The following is a 24,279-nucleotide window of genomic DNA, read 5'->3' on the forward strand; positions in this document are numbered from 1 at the left end:
CATTTTCTTTGAAGGCCCCTAAAGCGAGGTAATAGATTTGAACGCCGATGCAAAATCCCACCAAGCGCAAATAGAAGAGCTTGAAAGGCAGCTAAAGGAAAAAGATGTAGCCATTGGCGCACTTGAACAGGCCAACAAGCGTCTTGAAGAACGCCTTAAGGAAAATGAAGCGGGCGCATCCGGCCCGACACCCCTTACAGAACTTGAAGAGACACTTAAACGCCTGGTGACCAGGATCAGCATGATCCTTCAGGCCGAAAAGTGCGTCTTCATGCTTTTTGACAAGGATTCAGGTGAGCTTCAGGCAGCAAAGCCCGGTGTCGGCATCTCCGACGAACAGATCAAACTCTTCAAAGTCTCCGCAACGGATGGAGTCTCAGGCGAGGTGTTCAGAGGGCAGAAACCGATAATCCTCTATGATGCTATCAACGATCCGCGCACGGTTAAAGAGAGCGTAGCTCTGCTTGGAATAACTAACGGCGTTTGTGTGCCCCTGGTAATCGAAAAGCGCGACGAAGACACCAACAAGATCCTGGAACGCAAGATTATCGGCACCATGTGGGTCTTCAACAAGCGCTACGGCAACGTTTTCATCCAGGAAGACGTAAACCTCCTCGACAGGCTCTCGCGCAACGCGGCTTCGGTCATCGCGAGCGCGCAGATGTATCGCGAGGTCGTCAAAGAGAAAGAAGAGCTCGAACACGTAATCGAGAGCGTATATGCCGGTATCATAATGGTCCACAACAGCGGCAGGCTGATGCAGGTGAATCCATCGGCGCGAGAAATGCTGGGGCTTGACGATGATACAAAACTCGCAGGCGATTACAAGACCGCAATTGAAAACGAAATCATTCGAGACGTAATAACCAAAGCCTTTGAAGAAACCAGCGAGGTACAGGAGGAAATATCACTTCCTGATTTCAACTCCGAAGAAGAGGGAGCTGAACGCTTTTATCAAGTCCAGACAGCCATCGTAAAAAGTGAGGACCAGTCTAACATCGGGATAGTCGCCATCTTTAACGATATAACCGACATTCGCGCTATCGAGAGGATGAAGACGGCATTTGTCTCAACAGTCTCTCACGAGCTGCGCACACCGCTCACCTCCATCAAAGGTTTCATATCCACTCTGCTTCAGGACACTGAAGGATTCTATGATAAGGATACGGTCCACGAATTCTACACAATTATCGACCAGGAATGCGACCGTCTGACAAGACTTATCAGCGACCTGCTCAACGTCTCCAGGATTGAAGCAGGACGCGCTCTGGACCTCAACCCCGAGCCGGTCAACGTTACGGATGCGGTCGAAAGAGTAGTCGCGGTCCAAAGGTCATACACCACTAAGCATCAGATCGAGATGGATCTCGACGACGATATGCCGACCATTGTGGCTGACCAGGACAAGTTCGTCCAGATCCTTACAAACCTCACCAATAACGCTATCAAATACTCGCCCAACGGCGGCACGGTCACCGTTAAAGGCAGGAAACTCGACGGCAAGATCCGTATGTCCATTGAGGACCAGGGTATGGGCATTCCCAAGGAACACCTGCCCAAGGTATTTGACCGGTTCCACCGAGTCGATAACCGCGACACACGCAAAGTCGGCGGCACTGGAATCGGCCTCTATCTGGTCAAGCACTTCGTCGAGGCGCACGGCGGCAAGATATGGGTCGAAAGCGAAGTCGGAGTAGGCTCGCAGTTCATCTTTGAGATGCCGCTTTGCCCGCCGCAGTTTGTCGAAGAGATGATGGAAAACGACGGCAATAGCGGGACCAAAAGTGACCAGCCCGGAATGCGACCGAAGAACATCGGAGAAGAAGCGCCCGCGGCAAATTAGTAATGGTTGAAAGTCAAAAAGTTAGAAAGTCAAAAAGTTGAGGCAGGCTGTCCGTTACTTTTTGACTTTTTGACATTATGACTTTTTGACTCAATACTTCGAGGTGATTGGATGGATAATGACGCTGACCTGAAAAAAAGCCTGTCAATGGGTCTGGAAGATGCGCTAAACGCGCAGTTGGTCCCTGGTGAGAATATCATCATATCATTGCCGGGAAGTTTTGGAGAGGCGCTTGCAGCATCCGATAAGCGCGTATTCGTTATAAGGGACTGCGACACGGGTCTTAATGCCCAATGCAAGGTCTTCAGCTATCTGATACCCGATATCGCCAGTGTGGATGTCGCATCATCGGGAACAGGCGGATATATTGAACTGGCGCTGCGCAAACCGGTCGCCGACCCCGAAGAAGCGCGAGTCTATTTTCCGTCTTACGACCTCGCCATCTTTCAGACTGCAGCCGATTATATCAACAAGACTGCATCCTCCGCGCAAACACCGTCATCCACTGCGGCAGCGACTCTCACCGGCGCAGCAGGCAACAAATGCCCCAAGTGTGGAGCGGCAGTTGAGGAATATTCCATCTTTTGTGGCTCATGTGGGGAGCAGTTGAGGCAGATATGCGCCGAGTGCTCGGCCTCATCCCCTGCAGGCGCACAGTATTGCTCCCACTGCGGACGCAAGCTTATCGCGTTCAACCCGACCTGCCCAAAATGCGGCGCGCGAATACTTGGATGGATGAGGTATTGCGCCGACTGTGGCTCGATGCTGGAGCAAGTGTGCGTGGCATGCGGAGTTGCAATACGACCGGGATGGACACACTGCGCAAACTGCGGCAGGCTTCTCGGTTCGGACAGGCTCGACCCCCGATCAGCAATGAATGCTCAGCGCAGGCTTCAGGAGCTTCGCGATTCGGAATCACAAACGGCAAAACCCACACCACCACCTGCGCCGGAACCCGAACCGGCAGCCTCACAAATGGTTGCAGAAGATTACAACAAACGCGGTCTCAAGTTCTTTGAAGACGGCGAGTTGGAGCAGGCAGTGCGTGAGTTCAAAACGGCAGTCGAACTGGAGCCGGGCAACGCCTCATATCACTGCAACCTGGCAGTAGCTTACGATGAAAAGGACGAAGACGATACTGCTTTTGCCGAATACTCAAAGACTCTGGAACTGGCCCCAAACGATCTGACTGCACTGCTTTCGCTTGGGTATATGTATAACGAACACGAAGAACATTCCAAAGCCGAAGAAGTCTGGAACAAAATCCTTGCAATAGCGCCCGACAGCGCCGAAGCGCAGGAAGTCAGAGACAACCTCCGGCACCAAGAACAACTGTGAAATTCAGTATTTAGTATTTGAGATTTAGTATTTGATGTGTATTTGGCGGGAGGCGGATTATGGAGTTTAGCGAGCTTATTGTAAAGCGATACAGCGTGCGCATGTATAGGCCTGAGCCTGTCGAAGACGATAAGCTGCAAAAGGTGCTTGATGCGGCGCGGCTGGCTCCATCGGCATGCAATATCCAGCCGTTCAAGCTGATTGTGGTCAAAACGCGTGGCAGAGAAAACGAGCTTCGAAGAATATATAAAGCCGACTGGTTCGTTCATGCGCCGTTAATTATCTGCGGATGCACAGTTCCATCGCAAGCATGGGTCCGCAAATATGACAACAAGAACCATGCCGATATCGATCTTGCAATCGCCATGGACCATCTGATACTCGCCGCCACAGACCTTGGTCTGGGCACATGCCCGATAGCAGCATTCGACCCTGACGCCGCTCGCGAGGTCTTGAATATACCCGATAATCTGGTTCCGGTCATATTCACCCCGCTGGGATATCCGGCAGATGCGCCCAGAGAAAAGCAGCGTAAAACACTAGAAGAACTGGTGATTATGGGTTAGTCCGTCGTTTGGCCTTCGCCGTCCTTGGTCTCTTCTTCTGAAGCGCCTTCTTTGCCGCGCGCCTTTTGATAGTCGCACTCCTGGTTTGTGCAGCGATAGCCTGTCAATCGGCCTCTATACCGCCGCTCGCCCAAAAGACTGCCGCACTGGGGACATTTCTTGTTGGTAGGTTTGTCCCAGGAGACCCATGAGCACTCCGGATAACGATTGCAGCCGTAGAAAATCTTGCCCTTTTTAGACTTCTTCTCTAAAATTTCGCCCTCGCCGCAGGCCGGGCACTTAACGTCCACAGGCTTTGTAAGCGGCGCGGTGGTCTTGCATTCGGGATAGCCCGCGCATCCCAGGAACTCGCCAAACCGGCCCTCGCGGATCAGCATCTTCTTACCGCAGTTGGGGCAGACCTGATCGCTTTCTTTAGGCTGAATCTTAACCCGCTCCATATTTTCTTGAGCCTCTTCCAGGTCCTTCTCAAACGGACCGTAGAACTCACTCAAGAGCTGCACCCAGTCAAGCCGGCCTTCCTCGACATTATCGAGTTTGGTCTCGACACCGGCGGTGAACTCCACGTCCATGATCGCGGGAAAATGCTTCACGAGCTGATCGGTTACGATGAAGCCCAGCTCTGTCGGGAAAAACTTCTTCTCCTTCAGCTCGACATATTTGCGGTCTTGAATTGTAGATATGATGCTTGCGTAGGTGCTCGGCCTGCCGATGCCCTTCTCTTCGAGAGTTTTCACTAGGGTGGCTTCGGTATAGCGAGGCGGCGGCTCGGTAAAATGCTGCTCCGGCAGCAGTTCGCGCAGGTCGAGTATCTGACCCTCCACCATAGGCGGCAGAGGTGGCTGCTCCTCGTCGGCGACGACCTTGTCATCGTCCTTGCCCTCGGTATATACCTTCATGAACCCCTGGAACTTGATTGTAGAGCCTGTCGCGCGGAAAGTCATTCCAGCAGCCTCTATATCCACGGATACCACATCGAACACAGCCGGAGACATCTGGCTGGCCATGAAGCGCTGCCAGATCAGCCGGTAGAGCTTGTATTGGTCGTTATTTAAGAAGTGTCTGATCTCGTCAGGGTGGCGCATTACTGAAGTAGGGCGGATCGCTTCGTGCGCATCCTGCGCGCCTTTTCGAGAGACCTGCCTGGGTTTTTCGGGCATATACGTCTGGCCGTATGTCTTGGCTATATAATCGCGCGCCTCTTCCTGCGCTTCTTTGGCTACTCGTGTGGAGTCCGTTCTCATGTAGGTGATAAGCCCTACGGCTCCATGCTCGCCCAGCTCGATACCCTCATAGAGCTGCTGAGCGATCATCATTGTGCGCCGGGCGCCATAGCCGAGTTTACGAGAAGCCTCCTGCTGCAGTGTGCTGGTGATAAAGGGAGGCGCGGGGTTGCGCTTGCGCTCGCTCTTTTTAATGCCTTTTACTACATAATCAGCGCCTTCAAGAGCCTTGAGCAGATCGTCGGCTTCCCGCTGGTTGTGAATTTCCAGCTTCTCGCCGTCTTTGAGCGCCAGTTTCGCGTTGAAAAGATGCTCTTTTTCTTTGGGAGTAAGCGAGGCTGTAATGGACCAGTACTCCACCGGCACGAAAGCAAGTATTTCTCGCTCGCGATCACATATAAGCCGCACGGCTACCGACTGCACCCTACCCGCGCTCAGGTTTCGCTTAATTTTGCGCCAGAGTAGAGGGCTGAGCTTGTAGCCAACCAGACGGTCCAGCACGCGGCGAGCCTGCTGCGCATTTACCAGGTCGATATTTATCTCATGCGCACTTTGCAGAGCTTCCGTAACGGCGGTCTTGGTGATCTCATTGAACTGGATTCTCTTGGCGTCTTTGAGCTTCAAGGACTCCTGCAGATGCCAGGCAATCGCTTCCCCTTCGCGATCAGGGTCCGAAGCGAGATATACGATGTCGGCTTTGCTGGCGGCTGCTTTAATTTTTTTGAGCACGTCTCGCCTCTCGGGAATCGAAACGTATTGAGGCTCGAATTTGTTCTCTACATCCACGCCGAGCTTACTTTTGGGCAGATCGCGAACGTGGCCCATACTCGCTTCGATTGTATAGTCCGGACCAAGAAAATTTTTAAGAGTCTTGGTCTTGGCCGGAGACTCGACTATGATCAATGATTTGGACATCTATTGTCTTACCTTTTGTCTTTCTTGCAATATGATTCCCTGCAGGGTTTGTTGCCAAACGGCCGGGGATTTACACTCAAAATATGTCCTGTGAGGCTTTATAGGGCACGGAGAGTGATAATAGCACAACTAAGAAGACCTGTCAAACGTTGTTGCGATAGAATCGTCCGAATGCTATAATGCCCTAGAAAACCGTGCGACAATAGTTCCGGGCTCTTAGCCCCCTATTCTCCGCTCTCGGCTATTAAAAGGAGTGCAAGACAAGTCGTGCTGAAAAGAATTATTTCGGCGTTAGTTTGTATTCCATTCGCCGTTATCTTAATATTCTACCCGAAGGGCCTGCCGTTTGCAGTCGCGATTGGCCTGGTCTCAATCCTCGGTGCGCATGAGTTCTACAGCGGCGTTCGCAAACTTGGGACGCAGCCAGTGGAATGGGCGGGGCTTGCGGCTGTGGCGCTTTTTGTCGTCTCGGCGCGCACCTATGGCCCAAGCACAATCGGCTCAATCTTCCCCGCAGTCCTCACTCTTTTACTGATCCTTTCATTCTGTGTGGAGATAATCCGTCACAAGCACGCGCCTCTTGCCAATGTGGGCGCAACCGTTTTCGGCGCTATATATGTAGGCTGGCTGATAATGCACCTGGTCGTGCTCAGGGGGATCGAGGGGACGATCACGGTCGGAGGGTATACCAAGGAAGCAGGGGCATGGCTGGTTATGTTCACATTCCTGGCAACCTGGGCGTCCGACACAAGTGCATACTTTGTAGGTAAATTTCTCGGCAAGACAAAAATCGCGCCGACCTTAAGCCCCAACAAGACTGTCGAAGGCTCAATAGGCGGATTTGTGGGAGCGGTGGTTTTGTCGGTAGGCGTTGGAATGATCATTCATTTGCCATGGTATCACGGGCTGGCGCTTGGCATGATCTTTGGTGTGCTCAGCCAACTCGGCGACCTATCGGAATCGGGCATCAAACGTGAGATAGGAATTAAAGACTTCGGCAATGTAATGCCCGGACACGGCGGCATTCTCGACCGTTTCGACAGCATGCTCTTTGCCGGACCGGCAATGTACTATTATGTGGTGCTGTTTCTGAGGCAGTGGCTTGGATAGCATTTGCCGCCTCCGGCAGCGTTATGTTAGAATTGACTTATAATCGAAAAGATGAATGCAATATTTTGCACCTCATCTTCCCTTCTTAAAGTAAGAGGATTTATATATGCCACTTGTTGTGGGTGTCTCTTTTAGAAGGGTGGGCAAAGTCTACTATTTCGACCCGGGTGAGCTTGCGCTCAACGAGGGTGATTTTGTTATAGCCGAGACCGCACGCGGAGTAGAGTTCGGCGAAGTCGTTCTTGAACCGCGCGAGGTATCCGAAGAGGAACTAGTAGCCCCACTCAAAGCTGTCGTGCGCGTCGCCACTGGCGATGACTTGCAGCGCGAAGCATCAAACCGAGAAAAAGAAAAGCACGCTTTTGAAGTCTGTGAGCGCAAGATCGCTGAGCATGGTCTTCCGATGAAGCTCCTTGAAGCCGAGTGCGCTTTTGACGGCTCACAGGTTACGTTCTCCTTCTCTGCAGACGGCAGGATCGACTTTCGCGAACTGGTCAAGGATGTGGCGGGCGCGCTTAAGACCAAAGTCCAACTCCATCAGATCGGCGTTCGTGATGAGGCCAAACTGATCGGAGGCTACGGAGGCTGCGGGCGGTCACTGTGCTGTGCTACTTTTCTGAGCAACTTTGAACCTATCTCCATGAAAATGGCTAAGGACCAGAGCCTGTTTCTCAACCCCACCAAGTTCTCGGGCGTCTGCGGAAAGCTGATGTGCTGTCTGCGATATGAGCACGAGCATTATAAATACGCTCAGAAACGGCTGCCCGCCGTGGGCGCAATCCTGCAACTGGACGACGGCAGGGCGAAGGTGATCGATGTAAACGTGATAAACAACATGATCACAGTCGAGACCGAGCAGGAAGTCCAACTCCACATCCACGCCAGCCAGCTTAAACTCGAAGGATTGTGCAGACGTCATGGCGTGGCATGCAACATGACCGAAAAAAACTGCCAGTGCCTGCTCGCTGACGACTCGGTCGAATCCGCTGCCGATATAGAAGACGACCTGGACGAGGAGATCGAGGATGAGACCGAGCAGAACACTGAGGCAGCCGATCTTTTGGATGATGCGACTTCATCTGCGCCAAAATCCGGCGGAGTGACGTTCCGCGTGCCGCATCGAGATGCGGGCCATAATGAGAATAAGCACGCGCCCGATGAACACAACGGCAACAACAATGGCGGCAACGGCCATGATAACTCGCGACGCAAGAATAAGAATCACAGGAATCACCCTTCAAGAGGCAATAATGGCGAGGCTTCCAATCACAACCGTCCCGAAACGCCGGAGGAGAGTTCCTAAGTGCCGATATACGAGTTTAGATGCAAACACTGCGGCGAAAGCTTTGAAATATTGACCAGCCTGAGCCGTGTAAATGAGGTCAGGTGCCCGGCCTGCGGCTCCGCCGACATTAAGCGGCTCATGTCTATGTTTGCGTCACATGTCGGCGGTTCTTCTGCGCATTCCGACAGTTGCGCGGGATGCGCCTCGGGTCATTGCGGCTCTTGCGGATGCCATCACTAAACTGCCTGCGCGCCTTCAAGATCAACCTCTTATATGACATAGTTCAGCTATGAATTCTCGTTGACAGCAACCCGGCTTCGATTTATAATGCTGCCGGCAGAGAGGATGACGCCAAAAATATGAAAATCCGATTTCTGGGACATTCATCATTTCTGATAACGACTGCTGCCGGCACGCGGGTTCTCACCGATCCTTATGATCCAGGCGCATATCCGGGGACATTGGCTTATGATATCTTTAACGAGCCGGTGGATATAGTTACAATCAGTCATGACCATAAAGACCACAACGCCGCGCATCTGGTAAAAGGCAGCCCTGTGATAATCCGCGGCAGCGGCAAATTTGGCGCCGAGGAGGTGGATTTCTTTGGAGTCGGAACATATCACGATGACGTCAAAGGCACCAGGCGCGGCAAAAATACAGTGTTTGTTATGAGCGCGGACGGACTCAGGCTCGCGCATATGGGGGACTTGGGACACATTCTGACGTCGGATCAGGCGGCTGAGATCGGAGCTGTAGACGTAGCGCTGATCCCGGCCGGCGGGTTCTTCACTATCGATGCTTCGCAGGCCGCGAAGGTTGCGAATCAGGTCGAGGCAAAGATTATAATACCGATGCACTATCGCACGGCGAAGTGCTCGTTCAACATAACAGGAGTAGATGAGTTTATAGACGGCAAGCCGAACGTGCTTAAGCCTGCAGGCTCCGTCCTGGAAGTGACGGCAGGCAGCCTGCCCAGTTCGCAACAGATAGTTGTGCTCGAACCGGCGCTATAAGGCTCAGTTGGCGGTTTTCATTGCTGCCATATCGATATCGGCCTGCTCTTTGAGCTTGGCCACACAGCCGGTAAGCACGTCTAGCATCGTCCGGCGGACGGCATCGGCCAAGCTGGGCACGTCGGCAAGGTCTTTTTCCTTGTTTACAATGTCGACAGAGGCAAGATATGTGCCGATTAGTTCGTGCGAAGGTATGCTCATCTCGCAGATTTTTGAGCAAAAGACGCCAAACGCGGCATCGTAATAGCCCTTAGTGTTGCCCATATTGCCGGCGCTGAGCCTGATGTAATCGGCAATAAGTTCGGCTCTGTAGAACTGGCGCTCCGAGGCAGTAAGCATTTCAAATCTGCCATGCGCGGAATTGACACCCCGCTGGGTAGCGGCGGCTTCATATTCCATCATCTTGTTGATGAGGTCACGAGCCTGCGCAGCGCTCGGTTTTTTATACGACGAACCGGAAGCTGCGGATTTGACTTGTCGAGTGGTCGGGACTTTTGTCTTTAGTTGTGGCACTTTGCTACACCATCCTTGTCAGGACTTGGGCTGTCAGCCCTATGAGATATATCGGCGTAATTGCGCCCTGACTTGAGAACTTGCGCTGAATTATAGGAGAAATGAAGTGAAAGATGGCCTTTCGCACAGCCTGCGTATTGCTCTTGCTCAGATAAACCAGACAGTGGGAGATATTGAAGGCAATACGCGCAAAATCATAGACAATATCGCTCAGGCAAGGGAGCGCGGCGCTGATCTGGTTGTCTTTCCGGAACTGGCTGTGACAGGTTATCCGCCCGAGGATTTGCTCTTGAAGCAGGGCTTCGTGGAAGACAACGCCGCTGCCGTCAAAGAGATTGCCGCTGCTGCAAAGGATATAACCGCGATTGTCGGGTTTGTGGATGTGGCTAAAGATATCTACAACGCCGCCGCAGTTATCCATAACGCCGAGATAGTCGGCATCCAGCACAAATTCTTTTTGCCCAACTATGGCGTCTTTGACGAGGACCGTTATTTTCAGTCGGGCACAAAGGCACAGGTCTATACTCTGAACCAGGTGACCTTCGGTGTGGAAATCTGCGAGGACGCATGGTATGCCGGAGGTCCTCACACCATAGAGGCTCTGGTCGGCGGAGCGCAGCTCATTATCGACATCAACTCCTCGCCGTTCCATCACGGCAAGTGGCGTTCCCGCGAGAGGATGTTGTGCACCCGCGCCAGCGACAACACCTGCGCATTTGTATATCTGAATGCGGTCGGCGGACAGGACGAACTGGTCTTTGACGGCCACTCGCTGGTAGTCGGGCCGACCGGCGACGTGGTGTTCAGGTGTAAGGCCTTTGAGGAGCAGCTCGCTATAGTCGATCTGGACCTCTCACTGGTAGAGCATCAGAGGCTGGTCGACCCGCGCAGGCGCAAGGCAAAGCTCAAAGGATCATCAGAGGTATGCGTGCCGGAGGTCGTGCTGGAAAGCGCGCAAAAGGTCGAGCGCAACGGCGGTGTGTCCGAGTCTGCATGCCCCCCCGGTAAAGTCGAAGAAGTTTATAAGGCGCTGGTTGTCGGCACTCGAGACTATGTAAACAAGAACGGCTTTGAAAATGTGGTGCTGGGCATGAGCGGAGGTATAGACTCGGCCCTGACGGCCTGTATCGCCGTGGATGCTCTCGGCAAAGACAGGGTCAGGACACTGATAATGCCCTCCATGTATTCATCGAACGAGACACAGTCCGACGCCGAGATTATCTCAAAGAACCTGGAGATCAAATACGACTGGATCGCTATCTCCGAGATTATGGGCTCATACAAAGATGCGCTCGCGAATGTGTTTGAGGGCACCGAGCCGGGAACAGCCGAAGAGAACCTCCAGGCGCGTATTCGAGGCAATTTGCTGATGGCACTGTCCAACAAGTTCGGCCTGCTGGTGCTCACGACCGGAAATAAGAGCGAGATGGCTTGCGGTTACTCCACTCTCTACGGCGATATGGCCGGCGGGTTCGCAGTTATCAAAGACGTGCCGAAGACACTCGTTTATAAGCTCGCCGAATATAGAAACTCAGTCTCGCCGGTGATCCCCGAGACGATTATTACCCGCCCGCCGTCAGCCGAGCTCAAACCCGATCAGAAAGACCAGGATACACTGCCGCCGTACGAAATCCTGGACCCGATAATTTCAGCATATGTGCAGGAAGACCGCAGCATCAAAGAGATAGTAGCCCTCGGCTTTGACGAAGACACCGTTCGGCGTGTGGTAAAGATGATCGACAGAAACGAATACAAACGCCGCCAGGCCGCGCCGGGAATCAAGATCACACCCAAGGCATTCGGGAGGGACAGAAGACTGCCTATTACGAACAGATACAGAGAATAGAGCACGAAGCCCCCACCCGGCAAAACGTGCTTTGCTCAGCAGAGACTTCGTACTGCCGATTCAAATATTGCGACTATTGGGTTTTGTTCTTTTTCTTTTTTGCAGGCTGGGGCGATCCGAATTCCTCGAATGATCCGCCCTTTTGTCCGGACACTTTGTTTTGTTTGGGTTTCTTCTGCTTGGCCTTTTTGTTTGCCATGGCAATCCGCTCCTTAAAGTATCTTAATACGCTTGTACCCTCCATTTGAAAACACAAAACGATACTGTCGATTTCATACGCGACCATGATGCATTTGCGAGCGCAGCGTTGTATTCTATAACTGATGGAGAAAAGAAAACATAGCTGGGGTTTGGCATTATGACAGAGATGGCGTTCGACCGTGAGAAACTGGCAGCGGCACAACAGCTTTTTGAAGAAGGGATCAATAGGCAGTTATATCCCGGCGGAGCTATGCTGGTGTCGCAAAAAAATGTTGTGGTTATGCAGGTATGCGAAGGCCACACGAGCTTTATGCGAGAGAAGAGAGTTGACGAGAATACACTTTTCGACCTGGCATCTCTTACAAAGCCAATAGCAACTGCTCCGGCTGTGCTGCTGCTGTCTCAGAAAGGCTCGATCAGCCTCGACCAAAGCGTCACAGAGTTCTTCCCCGAAAGAAACTTGCCCCATCTTGAAAACGTAACACTGCGCCATCTGCTCACTCATTCGTCGGGTCTGCCGCCGTGGCGCGCTCTATATTCGGACGGCCATACACGTGAGCAGGCTATCGATGAACTGTTTACAATCGAACCCGAGTATGAGCCGGGGACGGTCTATGCATATAGCTGCCTGGGATACATCCTGCTCGGCCTTGTTATAGAAAAGGCGAGTGGTGAGAGTCTTGACCGGTTTGCGCGCAGGCATCTCTTCGAGCCTATGGACATGCCCAATACATTGTTCAGCCCAGCCATGATCAGAGGTCCGCATAAATATGCATTTGCCGCAACAGACCATTCGCAGACAAGAGATCGAATGCTCAACGGTGAGGTCCACGACGATAACGCCTTCGCACTGGGCGGCGCTGCCGGAAACGCAGGGCTTTTTTCGAATATCCAAGACCTGGCAGCATTTTGCAGGCGCATCACAATTCAGGAGCAATCGTGCGAAAATATACCACTAAATAATGCTGTTCTTAAGCTTATGTTCCAAAATGCTTTGCCCGACAGCATCGGCAGTCAGAGCATAGGCTGGTTCATGAAAGGCAATAACATGCTCCCTGCCGGGGACTTTGTGTCTAATTTTGCCATTGGTCACTCCGGGTTCACGGGTACGGGAATAGTAATCGACCCTGCTTATGAGCTGTTTGTGATCTTGCTGACCAATAGAGTCTGCCTTGGTGACGATGGATTGGAGTTCAGAAAACTGCGCCGCCGTGTTTTTGATGCCATAGTCGGCGCTATTGTGTGATGAGAATAACTTTTTTTGCTTGTTTTTTGTTTTACTATTGACATGACGGGTAGAAGCGATTATACTAAGCCCAGATGAGTTACTGCCGGAAGGCAAATACATAAACGAGGTAAGTATAGGATATGGAAAACGTGCTCAAGAAGGATGAGACCGGAGCAGGTAAGCCCCGGGTGCTGGTGATAGACGACGAGGAGAACGTTTGTGAGCTTATCACCCTTTATTTCGAAAAAGCGGGTTATGAGGTCATTTGCACCGGCGAGGGCAACGAGGGTGTGGACATGGTCCGAACCCAAAAACCGGATCTCGTGATTCTTGACCTTATGCTTCCTGGAATCGATGGGCTTGACGTCTGCAAGGAAATCCGAAAGACAAGCAATGTTCCTCTCATTATGCTCAGCGCAAGAGTGGACGAGGTCGACCGGGTCCTTGGACTGGAAATAGGCGCGGATGATTATGTAACCAAGCCGTTCTCACCGAGAGAACTGCTGGCTCGCGTAAAAGCAGTTCTGCGAAGAGCCGCCTATGTGCCCAGCCCGGATGAGCAGCAAGTTCTTAATATGCCAGGCCTCTCCGTAAGCAGGATTTCAAGAGAAGTCATAGTAGGTGAACAGCGCATTGATCTGACCCCGAAAGAGTTCGACCTTCTATGGTACCTTGCCTCGAATCGAAACCGCGTGTTTACCCGCGAGCAGCTCCTGGAGCAGGTGTGGGCATACCAGGAGTTCTATGGAGACGAGAGAACAGTAGATCAGCACATCAAGAGGCTCCGCAGAAAAATCGAGATCAACGGCAGCCCGTGCAGGATTACAACTATCTGGGGCGTTGGCTACAAGTTTGAGATAAGAGAGCCTGCGGCAGCCCTTTAAGGGGCATAACAATATAACAAAAACAGGGAGAGCGTCTCGGCTCTCCCTGTTTTTTTATTGATTAGTAACATCCTCTACACCGTATCGGTAAAGCAGCCTGTTGCGCTCTTCGCTTATACACTCGTCAGGTATCGTGTGCGCTCCTCCAATCGCGGCAGCGTTGATATAGATAAAGGCCGCTTTCTCCAGCACACGGCAGGCTGCAACAGCCTCACTAAGTGTGCGCCCGCCTGCAACCGCTCCATGATTGGCCAGCAGAACCGCCGCTGAGTCATCTCCAATCGCTGCACAAGCCTCTTCCGAGAGGTCTTTGCTCCTGCCGCCTGAGGCGTATCCTGTACATCGCACCTCACCGCCTATTATCTGAGCCATATCTTCAACAATCACCGGAAGCGATTTATGCGCACACGCCATACACGTCGCATAAGGGGCATGTGTATGCACAAATGCATCCAGATCCGGTCTCATGGCCAGCAGCCGCCTGTGAAGCTCTGTCTCAGACGAAGGGACTCTTTGGCCGCTGACTTTCTTGCCCTCCATAGAGACGACAACGAAGTCTTCAGGGCTCATCGCAGCATAGTCCACAGCCGAGGGAGTAATAAGAAAGCCTTCATCCACTCTCACTGAGATATTGCCCCATGTGCCTATGAAATGTCCAATATCGGATAGATACAGGCAGGCTTTTATGATCTCCTGCCGGAGCTGCAATGTGTCTTTCACCATAACCACACGTCCTTTTTTATATAGCTGAGAGTGGAGAGCCCATGCTTCCGTGATCGGTGCGCACTTCCCTAAATCTTCACTTCGCCTATTGTGTAAAATGACCCCGTCACCAATATCAGATCATTCTTGTCTGCAATCTCAAGCGCCCGGCTCACAGCATCCGGCACATTTCCGGCAATCTCGACGTTATCACAGTGCTTTCTGGCTTCGACCGCAAGTTTCTCAGCGGGCAGAGCCTTTTTCCACTTGGACTGCGTAGCGATTACATCCGACGCCATGGGCGCAAGCCTCGCAAGCACGCCTTCGCATGGGTGAGTGCTCAGCATCCCAATAACGAGTATAAGTTTTTCGTATTTGAAGTTTTCGCGTACGGCTCTGGCCAGACTCCTGGCTGCAGCGGGGTTATGCGCGCCATCCACTATCAGCTTGGGGTTGTCTCGCATCACTTCCAGCCGCCCGGGGATATAAGCATAAGATATTCCCGCGCGAATAGCCTGCTGCGGTATTCGGACTTCGTACTTTTCCAGGGCAAGCACGGTAGCAATCGCCGTAGCCGCATTGATATGCTGAAACTGGCCTATCAGTCCGGGTTTCAGACCGATCATCTGCATCTGCGGGCCGCGAATCGAAAAATTGTCATCTTTGCTCGTATATTTGAACTGGACATCAGCGGATGGAGAACCCGATTTTCTGGCATGCGAACTTATTACTCTCCAGACCTCAGCGCCTTCCTGCCTTGCACGGTCCAGTATCACCCGCCAAGCCTCTTCGTCATCAACCGCAGTCACAAGCAGGCTGCCGGTCTTGATAATCCCAGCTTTCTCAAACGCAATTTTGCCTACCGTATTGCCCAGGCGTTCCATATGATCCAGACTGACGTTCGTGATAACCGCCACGTAAGGCTCTACTATGTTGGTGGCGTCGAACCTGCCGCCCATACCCACTTCCAGCACGGCAAAATCGACTCGCTGCCGTGCGAAATAGAGATATGCGGCCATTGTTTTGACCTCAAACTCTGTCACGGGTCCCAGATCAGTTTCACTGAACTTATCGGCGACCGGCTTGATCTCGCTGATGATCTCGGCAAACTCTTCTCTGCCGATCATTCGCCCGTCAATCTGTATTCTTTCGCGCATATCCCGGACATAAGGGGACATATAGAGCGCCGTCCGATATCCCGCCTCGCTGAGGATCGCCTGAATGAACGCGGCGGTAGAGCCTTTGCCGTTTGTCCCGGCGACATGTATAACCCTGAGCTGTTTGTGAGGACTGCCTAAGGCTTCCGAAAGGGTTCTGATTCTGTCCAGGCCGAACTTTATTCCAAATTTCAGGAGCCCGTTCATGTAGTCGAGCGCCTGGTCGTATGTAAGGTTTTCGCTCATTAAACCATCCGATATTTTTGCCTAGTGTTGCATGAAACTGGGTTTTGTGAAACAAAAGAAAAATTGCGTCTCACAAATGAGACACTAGAACATTTGTGTCTCATTACGCAGTCTTTTGTGGGTCACAAAATAGTTTGTGTCTCAATAGTGAGGCACAAACTAAATATCCTCTGCTATTTTTAGTAGTTGCCTAAAACATAACCACGCAGGAGAACGCCCCGACTGCCTGCGTATTGTAAGAAGTACGCCGTTGTCTATTAGCGACTTTAGAGCACGCTGTGCAGTGCTTCGCCGTAAACAGGAACGTGATATGAAATAGTTGCTGTTGAAAATAGGTCTGTCGAATATGGTATCCAAAATTTGCAGCGAGTACTGCGAATGCGTCACCTCAGGGATTTCCTGCTTCATCTGGTTATAGAGGTCTATAATCGCTCTGGCCTTGCGGTTGTTTTCCTCCGCCTGTTCCAAAATAGCTTGCAAGAAGAAAGATATCCAGCCATTCCAATCACCCTTCCTAGATATGGCGTTGAGTCGATTGTAGTATATTTCATGGTTCCGATCAAGATATCCACTTATATAAAACATTGGGCTTGAGAGCAATTCTTTGCCATACAAGATGAGCGGAACAAGTATACGCCCAATCCTGCCATTGCCGTCACGGAATGGGTGAATCAATTCGAACTGCGCTTTCAACACCGCCAGTTGCACCAGAGGGTCTTTCTCCTCGGCATGGACATATGCTTCCCAGTTCTGAAAAGCGGGCATAACATTTTGCGGCATGGGTGGAACAAATGTGGCTCGTTCTATCGGTGTGCCATAAGCAGCGATATAGTTTTGAGTGGTTCGCACGCTGCCAGGTATTTTATCTTCACTGCGAATGACACCAGAGAGTAATATGCGATGCAAATCTAGTATAAGGTTGATGCAAATCGGCCTCTTTCCCATATCATTGACTGCGGTTCCCATAGCGCGCCTGTAATTGAGAACTTCCTGAAGGTCGTCACGTTTTTCCTGGCTGACCTTGATGTTAGGGCTGGCCTCAAACTCAAGAACCTCTTCCATGGATGTGATTGTTCCCTCGATCTTCGATGAAACCACCGCTTCCTGGGTCATAAGAGGCGATAGCAGAACTTGTGGGTTAACAATGCCTTGCAGTATTCCGTCATAACGCGCCAATGCCGCGTTGGCTTTTCCAATCAGCGTGACGTGAGCAGCCCAGTCAATCAGCCCCTCTTTCAACGGAAGTCTTTCAGGGATGTAAGGTTCCAAAGTATCTACACCTCTCTATCGCAGCTTCTCGATAATACGGTCCACATCCACGAACTCATCCACCAGTGCCTCCGCTGCCGATATCTTCTCCAAATCACCCGGCCTGATCTTCACTATCAGCTTGGCTATCTTTGAAGCGACGGAGTATGTATCGTCCCGGACAAGGATCACCGGGATATTTGTCTTAGCTACAAGGTCCATTATAGACGGCTGAGGTGTGTTTCCTCCGGTAAGAATCATACCCGCCACGCCGGGCGAGTCTCCGAGCATGCACGAACTCATAGCCGCGAGGATTATATCATCGCGCGTGCCGGGAGTGATCAGAAGGGCGTCATCACACATATATTCAATGGCCTGATGCGGAGGCATTGCCCCGATCACCATCTTCCCGACTATATTGTGAAGCCCCTGCTCGCCGCTTACCAGTTCGCCGTCAATATCTTCAAGGAGCTGCTCAACAGTGGGGTTGGAGAGCATAGGCCGATAAGGCATCACACCCAACACGTCGAGCCCTTTTCTCTCGAGCCCCCGCGTGACGTAGGATTTTACCTTTTCGTATTTCTCTTCCTCGACTTTATTGACTATCGCACCAAGTATCTCAACACCAGACGCGTCAAACATAGCCTTATTGAGCATGATCTCATCTATAGGACGCCCGATCCCACCTGAGGAGACAATCACGGCCTTGCAGCCCAACATAGACGCCACATCGCCGTTGGACATATCAAAGACCGACCCTACTCCTGCATGGCCCGTACCCTCCACGACTACGATATCCTTGCTCATGGAAACACGTGCAAAGGCGGTTTTAGCTCTATCTACCAAATCGGTGCGATTGGGATTGTCAATGTAGTCTTCAGTAAAATGGCGCGGAACGGCAATCGGAGACATATCCTCAATGTCGCCTTCAAGCCCAAATACCTGCTTTACAAGCAGGGCATCCTCGTCTACTTTATGACCATTTATTTCGACATATCTCTGGCCGACGGGTTTGATATACCCCACCTTCGCAAAACGCTTTTTAAGCGCGGAGATAAGCCCTAGACAGGTGATGGTCTTGCCGTCATTTTGCCGTGTTGCGCCGATGTATAAGTTCATTGTTTTTCCTAGGAAATAGCTGAGAGCGGAGACAGAACTGTTGCTGCTCAGTCAACTGCCTGTTGTTTTGCCGATGAAGACTTCATCGGAGGGCGCGGTGAATCCTTCCATTCGAGCATATGAGGACTAATGTATTGCCAAGATGCCGGCTCTTATCGGCTTTCCGATTCCTTCATTTTTGCCTATCACCACGATCCGGCTCCCTGCCGCAATTCCTAAGGGGAGTTTTTTGTAGAGGACTGCCTTGGACCTTTGCGGATCCAGCTTTATCGGTTTCGAGCCGGGCATAGTTATCTGACTGACCTGCATAACCAGACTCTTGCTATCCATACTGAGGGATTCCACCGTTCCAGCCAGTTCAATCTCGCCTTTTTTGAGCTTTCGAGGCTTCTGGACGGTGGGTGCAACAGGTTTGGATTTAGAAGAATATCCGGGTCTGGAGGTTGCGCTACGAAGATTAGGCGCCGGGCGCAGTATGTGCTTTCCAGGGGACGCTGATAATGCAGGCTTATCGGGTATTATGCTGACAGTGAATGCAAGATACTTAGCCAGGCTCTCGATATCATCCGATTGATCGGCTCGACCAATCACACCTACTGAGACTATTGGCGAAAACTCATCTCCCAGCGCAGCCATGGCGACACATTCAACGCATCTGCTCCCGCCAAAGAGACTATTGAGAAAAGCCTCATTTACATCGACAGACCGTGTGCAGCCTTTGAAGAGGACTTTGTCGCGAGAGTCCATCTCCCATCTGTTTATGGAACCGAGCTTTGAGCTTGACTTAATCTGCTCCTGAATAATCTTCTCGATTGCAGTCGAAGCGGGAAGGTCATCAGACACTTTGATGACTCTGATCACATAAGCGCAGCCGTCCGCAATATAGACATCGTGTACTTCCTCATCAACAGTGGGTATCAGCGCATGCTTTTCGGATGAACTCGGGACCTCCACGCTGAAGTGAGGCCGGTTATACAAGACAACGCTTGTCTCACCGACTTGAGCGGCAAATGCCTGATTCGACAATAACAAAAAAAGAGAAATTATCAGCAGATGTAATCGCATAGAGTTCCCCAACCCATAACCCACAACTCATAACTCGCAACTACTTACATATCCACTCCGTTGATTATGAGCTTAAATTTATATCCAAAGAAATCGGCTGCACGGCGACACATGAGCATGCGGCTCAGGAATATCTCAAAATACTCCATCACCGAAGCTGACTGGTCATCGGTCGTCAGTTCAAGATTGATGCTCTTGTTCTCCTGATCGACGCGCATATTCGACTTTTGCACCGAGAAGTTGACGCGGTCATGGATATCGAATGTGAGCGGGTTCTGGTTTTGCACGCGGGAATTGTGCACATCCGACTTATCAGCCAGTATCAGCGCGGCGCTTATTGCGCTCACCGGAGCGCCAAGTTCTTCCTCATGGTTGCCGATGGCTGCGATGACTTCAGCCACTTCAGTGGCGGGCATGCCCATCTCATTTAGCAGTGTAAATGCCATCAGCGCAGCGGTATCCGGGTGACCCAGGCGGTTGATCGCATTGCCTATATCATGCAGGTAACCGGCAATGGCGGCCAGTTCGGCTGTCCTGCCGTTGTGGCTGAGGTTGTGTATTATGTCGCGAGCCGTCTCCGCCACTATCCCGGCGTGTCGAAAGCCGTGCTCGGTGTAGCCGAGAGCATTCATCTGAGAGTTTGCGGCTTCGATGAAAGTCCGAACCTTAGGGTCGTGCCGAACACTCTCCAGCGTTACTATGTTTTGATCCATCTCTATATCTCCAATGCAGCCTGGCCTCGAATTGGCGCAGGCTTGGCTAGTATTCCAATCGAACCGAGTGATCAACCTTCGCCGTAGGCTCCTGACGGCTGACCTCATCGTGAACGGACGCGCGATGCATGCGATATTTCGCCAGAAACTCTTTCCTATATTCGGTCAGGCAGCCCTGTTCTATAGCTTGCCTGATATTTATCATCAAAGTCCGGTAGAAGTAGAGGTTGTGATACGTCGCAAGGCGCGATGCGAGGATCTCATCGCACTTATATAAATGACGCAGGTAGGCAGCCGAATAGTTCCTGCAGCACCAGCAGTCACAATCCGGGTCGACCGGCGTGAAGTCGTCTATAAATTTATTATTCTTAATGTTGATCCTGCCATAAGATGTATACAGCGAGCCGTTGCGCCCGAGACGGGTAGGCAGCACGCAGTCGAACATATCGACCCCGCGCACCACCGCATCAAGGATATCTTCAGGCGTTCCAACCCCCATCAGGTAACGCGGCTTGCTCTCCGGTAGGTGGGGCACGCACCAGTCGACGGCGTTCATCATCAGTTCCTTGCCTTCGCCGACTGAAACTCCGCCTATGGCGATCCCGTCAGTATCCAGCGATGCAATAAACTCTGCGCTCTGGCGCCGGAGTTCGGGATAAACGCTTCCCTGCACTATCCCAAAAAACGCCTGACTGGAATCATGGCTATCGAGTGAGCGCTTTGCCCATTCATGCGTGCGGACCATGGCCTCACGGGCGTAATCTTCGGTGCAGGGATACGGAGCGCACTCGTCAAAAGCCATCACGATATCCGAGCCCAGAGCGCTTTGAATCTCCATCACGCGCTCAGGCGTGAACTCGTGGTACGAGCCGTCCACATAGCTCCTGAAAACGACTCCATCTTCGCCGATCTTGCGGATGTGCTCCAGACTGAACACTTGAAACCCGCCGCTGTCGGTAAGAATATTGCCATTCCAGTTGATGAACTTATGCAGGTTGCCGAGGCTCTTGATAAGCTCGTGGCCGGGGCGCAGATACAGGTGATAAGTATTGCCCAGGATGATCTCAAAGCCCATATCGGTGAGTTCTTCCTGGCTGATGGCCTTCACCGTCCCCTGCGTGCCTACGGGCATAAAGACCGGAGTCTCGACAGCGCCGTGATTTAGAGTGAGCCGACCGCGCCGCGCGCGCGTTTTATGGTCGGTGGTCAATATATCAAATTTGATCTTGATGATCTCCTTAAAATAGTTAAGAGCGAAGAGTGGAAAGCTGAGAGCACGGACCATTCCACTCTATATGGTCATGATACAGGAATGCGCGCTGGTGGGCAAGAATTACTCTGAAGACGAGTCCTTTATATTCGGGGGTACTTAAGATGAATGCACATATGGCTTTTACCATTCGTTTGCTTATGCTGTTCGCGAGTCTGACGCTTGCTGTGACTGCGGCGGCTGGAGATGACAAACAGCCGCAGCCAAGAGATACGATCTCCATCACCACGACTGTGCCTGCCTCTTCCACGCAAGCAATACCGATTGCGGCAAATGCCGGCAGCGAGTTTGCGATCACTCTGCAATCCAATGCTACCACGGGCTACCAGTGGCGGCTGGGCAATCAACCGGATGACAGGGTATTAAAGCTCATAGGCAGTGTCTATAACGAGCCTCACAGCAGACTGATGGGTGCAGGCGGCACTGAGACATGGACATTTCAAGCCATAAGCAAGGGAACGACTCAGATAATCCTGGAATACGCGCGCCCATGGGAGAAAGACGTTGCGCCGGTAAAGACGCAGACATTCGCCGTAACTGTGCCATGATTCTAAATCATTATCGGTCCATGTGGAGTAGGCACTGTTCCAGAAATGCTCTTGAATACCTGTGAGGCGGGGGCCCGATCATATTTTGCAAACCCCGGTGCAGTCGGTTTGATGCCGAGACCATACGCCTGGTAGAAATAGGCCGGTATACCGGACCAGCCGTGGCACATGCTGCCCGCGCCGCCAAAATCGGAGGCGCCTTTTATGGTCTCCCAAAAGCTCGTCGCGCCACTTAGGAGCATGTAACCCCAGTCACGCTTTATCTGGTCGAAGACATATGCGCCATATGAGTCCGGGTCGGTAAGCAGCGCCTTGAACTTGTAGAGACTGTAGCTGAGGGTAGTTTTCACCAGGCCGTTATCTTCATCGGCCAGTCTTTTACGCAGCGCAGCAGCGGATTCTTCAGAACACACTCCGGCCAGGATTGCAAGTGACTGTACTAATTCACAATGGTGGTCTCTAGCGCTGTCATTATCCGCACCCTCGCCTGTATATGTCTGATAGACGCCGTTTTGAGAGTCCCAAAATACTTCGTGGATGCAACTCCTCAATCTATTTGCGAGTGATTGGTAGGCAGCCTTTGCCTCGTCGTCTCCCATAGCTTCAGCCAGTGATGAAGCAGCATCGAGGGCAAGTATATAGAATAGGTTGAGTGGGGCATCATAGCGTTTTTTGTCCAATATCCTCTCGCCGCCGTCAAGCCAGTAAGCCCAGTCATAGAACTGCCAGTACTGCTCGCCGCATGGCACTGGCAGTAGCCCATCAACTATAGACTCAGCCCGTTTATCAAGTATAGACTTTGCTACGGGATATGAAGTGCGCAGCGCATCTATATCTCCGCTGTATTGATAATGATCTGCAGCAGCCAGGACCCATGCAAGACTGAAAACGGGAATGGTAATAGATAGTTGTGCAGGCGCGCACATCTCCAGAAAACCGTCTTCCCTCAGACTCTTTCCGAGAAGAGCAATGGAAGCGGCAGGAAAGTCATATTCACCGAAACAATAGTAACCTGCCAGAGCCTGGTTACGCATGTCCATGGCATATAGAGCCTGCTCACGCCAGGGTGTGTCCTCATAATGCTCATGCATACACAGGTGCAGCGTGCGCGCGCAGGTCTGGTATATCCTGTTGTGTAGACTATCGGAGCAGGTGAAGCTGCCTCTATGCTCTATCGGATATTCTGTCGGGATAATTCCGGCATAATAGATTGTGACATTGTCAGACATATTGCTTAGGTGAAGCTGAATATATCTACCGCCCAAACGCTTGAAGTAATGCGTGAACCTCTGGCGGTCTTCTTTGCAGATATACCTGGAGGCAAAGTTCCTGCCGCCGACATACGAGCGCACTCTCAGGTCGTCGAGGTGCTCCCCCCAGGAGATATCTACGATTGTCCCGGCTGCAGCATCGATATCCAGATCAAAAATGCCTGACTCTTCCCTGCCGAGGTCCAAGACCAGATACTGGCCGTCCGCGTCACCAAGGCTGTCATACATGAAATTGAGCGGGCCGTTGCCCTGCTTGTCCATTACCCACCTTGGTGACAGGTAGTCTGTCTGCATTCGCTCTGCCAGCGAAGTGTCATCACTGGTCTTTCTGATAAAGGCTCCCTGGGCAGCGATGCGAGGGTCTATTCTATCTTTGAAGACAAGCTTTTTGATGGGACGGATGGCTTCAAGCGGACGGTTTTGAGCGCTGAGCATGTCTTTATCGGATAAGCGGCTCCAGTCAGTTCCGGGCGTATAATTAGGCTCTCGCCAATTGTCTGCCTCTCTGGCGTCATACTCGAAGGTATAGCCGAGCTGACCTGTGATTTTATCTATCTCCCCGCTTTTGTAGTTCGGGTCGATCCTGCAGATTGTGTCTTTGCCGCTCGTGACGGTAGTATCACCGGCTTCGAGCTGATATATGAGACCAGGCTGGCCTTTGAGATACTGAAAACTGCCCTCGCCCTGATAATAGACAAGGCATGCGAGCACATTTTTGCCCTGTTTTAGATTGCCAATTTCGAGGACATCGTAAATCTTATGATTGGGAAAGTCATGATACTGACCGCAGTCTATGAAGACTCCGTTTATCCACAATGCATAGTTGGTATCGCAGCTGATGATGAGCTTAGCCGTATCTATTAATTCGACCAGATCGAACTCATGCCGAAACTGCACATATTGATTAGGGCCGCACTCATGATCCGACGGCCATACCCAGCTTGCTTCCATATCCGATAACACTGATCTATC

The 24,279-nt window shown here is 51.7% G+C and carries 22 protein-coding genes; 11 read left to right on the forward strand and 11 right to left on the reverse strand.

The window, feature by feature from the left end; genetic code table 11:
• Nucleotides 1-37: 37 nt before the first annotated feature.
• From ABFD83_06830 to ABFD83_06840, 3 genes are all read left to right on the forward strand, one after another.
• Nucleotides 38-1,843, forward strand: coding sequence for an ATP-binding protein (locus tag ABFD83_06830; protein ID MEN6356783.1), 1,806 nt, complete (start codon nt 38-40; stop codon nt 1,841-1,843).
• 111 nt (nt 1,844-1,954) lie between these two features.
• Nucleotides 1,955-3,181 carry a zinc ribbon domain-containing protein gene (locus ABFD83_06835; GenBank protein ID MEN6356784.1) on the forward strand — a complete coding sequence of 409 codons (1,227 nt, stop codon included), beginning with the start codon at nt 1,955-1,957 and terminating at the stop codon, nt 3,179-3,181.
• 59 nt (nt 3,182-3,240) lie between these two features.
• Nucleotides 3,241-3,747 (forward strand): nitroreductase family protein, encoded by a 507-nt coding sequence (locus ABFD83_06840; protein MEN6356785.1) that lies wholly within the window; start codon nt 3,241-3,243, stop codon nt 3,745-3,747.
• Here ABFD83_06840 and topA read toward each other — a convergent pair.
• On the reverse strand, nt 3,744-5,885 hold the full coding sequence (gene topA / locus ABFD83_06845) for a type I DNA topoisomerase (GenBank protein MEN6356786.1): 2,142 nt from the start codon (nt 5,883-5,885) through the stop codon (nt 3,744-3,746). The two genes, ABFD83_06840 and topA, sit on opposite strands and share 4 nt — an antisense overlap.
• A gap of 267 nt (nt 5,886-6,152) precedes the next feature.
• Here topA and ABFD83_06850 point away from each other — a divergent pair, with 267 nt between their 5' ends.
• From ABFD83_06850 to ABFD83_06865, 4 genes are all read left to right on the forward strand, one after another.
• On the forward strand, nt 6,153-6,995 hold the full coding sequence (locus ABFD83_06850) for a phosphatidate cytidylyltransferase (GenBank protein ID MEN6356787.1): 843 nt from the start codon (nt 6,153-6,155) through the stop codon (nt 6,993-6,995).
• Between the two features lie 106 nt (nt 6,996-7,101).
• Entirely contained in the window at nt 7,102-8,298 is a 1,197-nt protein-coding gene (locus ABFD83_06855) for a stage 0 sporulation family protein (protein MEN6356788.1), read from the forward strand.
• The gene (locus ABFD83_06860; GenBank protein MEN6356789.1) at nt 8,299-8,520 is read left to right on the forward strand and encodes a zinc ribbon domain-containing protein; all 222 of its coding nucleotides are present in this window, start codon (nt 8,299-8,301) and stop codon (nt 8,518-8,520) included.
• A 119-nt stretch (nt 8,521-8,639) separates the two neighbouring features.
• Nucleotides 8,640-9,296 carry an MBL fold metallo-hydrolase gene (locus tag ABFD83_06865; GenBank protein ID MEN6356790.1) on the forward strand — a complete coding sequence of 219 codons (657 nt, stop codon included), beginning with the start codon at nt 8,640-8,642 and terminating at the stop codon, nt 9,294-9,296.
• A 3-nt stretch (nt 9,297-9,299) separates the two neighbouring features.
• Here ABFD83_06865 and ABFD83_06870 read toward each other — a convergent pair whose 3' ends face one another.
• Entirely contained in the window at nt 9,300-9,809 is a 510-nt protein-coding gene (locus ABFD83_06870) for a hypothetical protein (GenBank protein ID MEN6356791.1), read from the reverse strand.
• Between the two features lie 106 nt (nt 9,810-9,915).
• On the opposite strand from ABFD83_06870, the gene ABFD83_06875 reads away from it, so the two are divergent.
• Nucleotides 9,916-11,655: an NAD+ synthase gene (locus tag ABFD83_06875; protein ID MEN6356792.1), complete on the forward strand. Its 1,740-nt coding sequence runs from the start codon at nt 9,916-9,918 to the stop codon at nt 11,653-11,655.
• Nucleotides 11,656-11,728: 73 nt separating this feature from the next.
• On the opposite strand, the gene ABFD83_06880 is transcribed toward ABFD83_06875, so the two are convergent.
• Nucleotides 11,729-11,854 carry a hypothetical protein gene (locus tag ABFD83_06880; protein ID MEN6356793.1) on the reverse strand — a complete coding sequence of 42 codons (126 nt, stop codon included), beginning with the start codon at nt 11,852-11,854 and terminating at the stop codon, nt 11,729-11,731.
• Nucleotides 11,855-12,013: 159 nt separating this feature from the next.
• Here ABFD83_06880 and ABFD83_06885 point away from each other — a divergent pair, with 159 nt between their 5' ends.
• Together ABFD83_06885 and ABFD83_06890 are read left to right on the forward strand one after the other, a co-directional pair.
• A complete protein-coding gene (locus tag ABFD83_06885; protein MEN6356794.1) occupies nt 12,014-13,102 on the forward strand; it encodes a serine hydrolase domain-containing protein in 1,089 nt (362 codons plus the stop codon).
• A gap of 122 nt (nt 13,103-13,224) precedes the next feature.
• Nucleotides 13,225-13,968, forward strand: a complete 744-nt coding sequence (locus ABFD83_06890; GenBank protein ID MEN6356795.1) for a response regulator transcription factor — start codon at nt 13,225-13,227, stop codon at nt 13,966-13,968.
• Between the two features lie 54 nt (nt 13,969-14,022).
• Here the strand turns inward: ABFD83_06890 and ABFD83_06895 are convergent, their stop codons facing one another.
• From ABFD83_06895 to tgt, 7 genes are all read right to left on the reverse strand, one after another.
• Nucleotides 14,023-14,691: a class II aldolase/adducin family protein gene (locus tag ABFD83_06895; protein MEN6356796.1), complete on the reverse strand. Its 669-nt coding sequence runs from the start codon at nt 14,689-14,691 to the stop codon at nt 14,023-14,025.
• Between the two features lie 68 nt (nt 14,692-14,759).
• A complete protein-coding gene (locus tag ABFD83_06900) occupies nt 14,760-16,073 on the reverse strand; it encodes a folylpolyglutamate synthase/dihydrofolate synthase family protein (GenBank protein ID MEN6356797.1) in 1,314 nt (437 codons plus the stop codon).
• 159 nt (nt 16,074-16,232) lie between these two features.
• Complete coding sequence (locus ABFD83_06905; GenBank protein ID MEN6356798.1) at nt 16,233-17,342, reverse strand: Fic/DOC family N-terminal domain-containing protein; 1,110 nt, start codon at nt 17,340-17,342, stop codon at nt 16,233-16,235.
• Between the two features lie 15 nt (nt 17,343-17,357).
• The gene (locus ABFD83_06910) at nt 17,358-18,440 is read right to left on the reverse strand and encodes an AAA family ATPase (protein MEN6356799.1); all 1,083 of its coding nucleotides are present in this window, start codon (nt 18,438-18,440) and stop codon (nt 17,358-17,360) included.
• Nucleotides 18,441-18,566: 126 nt separating this feature from the next.
• Nucleotides 18,567-19,505 (reverse strand): hypothetical protein, encoded by a 939-nt coding sequence (locus ABFD83_06915; protein MEN6356800.1) that lies wholly within the window; start codon nt 19,503-19,505, stop codon nt 18,567-18,569.
• A gap of 44 nt (nt 19,506-19,549) precedes the next feature.
• Complete coding sequence (locus ABFD83_06920) at nt 19,550-20,218, reverse strand: HD domain-containing protein (GenBank protein MEN6356801.1); 669 nt, start codon at nt 20,216-20,218, stop codon at nt 19,550-19,552.
• Nucleotides 20,219-20,264: 46 nt separating this feature from the next.
• Nucleotides 20,265-21,452 carry a tRNA guanosine(34) transglycosylase Tgt gene (tgt, locus tag ABFD83_06925; GenBank protein MEN6356802.1) on the reverse strand — a complete coding sequence of 396 codons (1,188 nt, stop codon included), beginning with the start codon at nt 21,450-21,452 and terminating at the stop codon, nt 20,265-20,267.
• Nucleotides 21,453-21,592: 140 nt separating this feature from the next.
• Between tgt and ABFD83_06930 the strand changes: the two genes are divergently transcribed.
• Nucleotides 21,593-22,036: a protease inhibitor I42 family protein gene (locus ABFD83_06930; protein MEN6356803.1), complete on the forward strand. Its 444-nt coding sequence runs from the start codon at nt 21,593-21,595 to the stop codon at nt 22,034-22,036.
• A gap of 2 nt (nt 22,037-22,038) precedes the next feature.
• Here ABFD83_06930 and ABFD83_06935 read toward each other — a convergent pair whose 3' ends face one another.
• On the reverse strand, nt 22,039-24,270 hold the full coding sequence (locus ABFD83_06935; protein ID MEN6356804.1) for a family 78 glycoside hydrolase catalytic domain: 2,232 nt from the start codon (nt 24,268-24,270) through the stop codon (nt 22,039-22,041).
• Nucleotides 24,271-24,279 lie beyond the last annotated feature (9 nt).

It is taken from the genome of Armatimonadota bacterium (genome assembly GCA_039679645.1).
In the GTDB taxonomy this organism is placed as follows: Bacteria; Armatimonadota; UBA5829; order UBA5829; family UBA5829; genus UBA5829.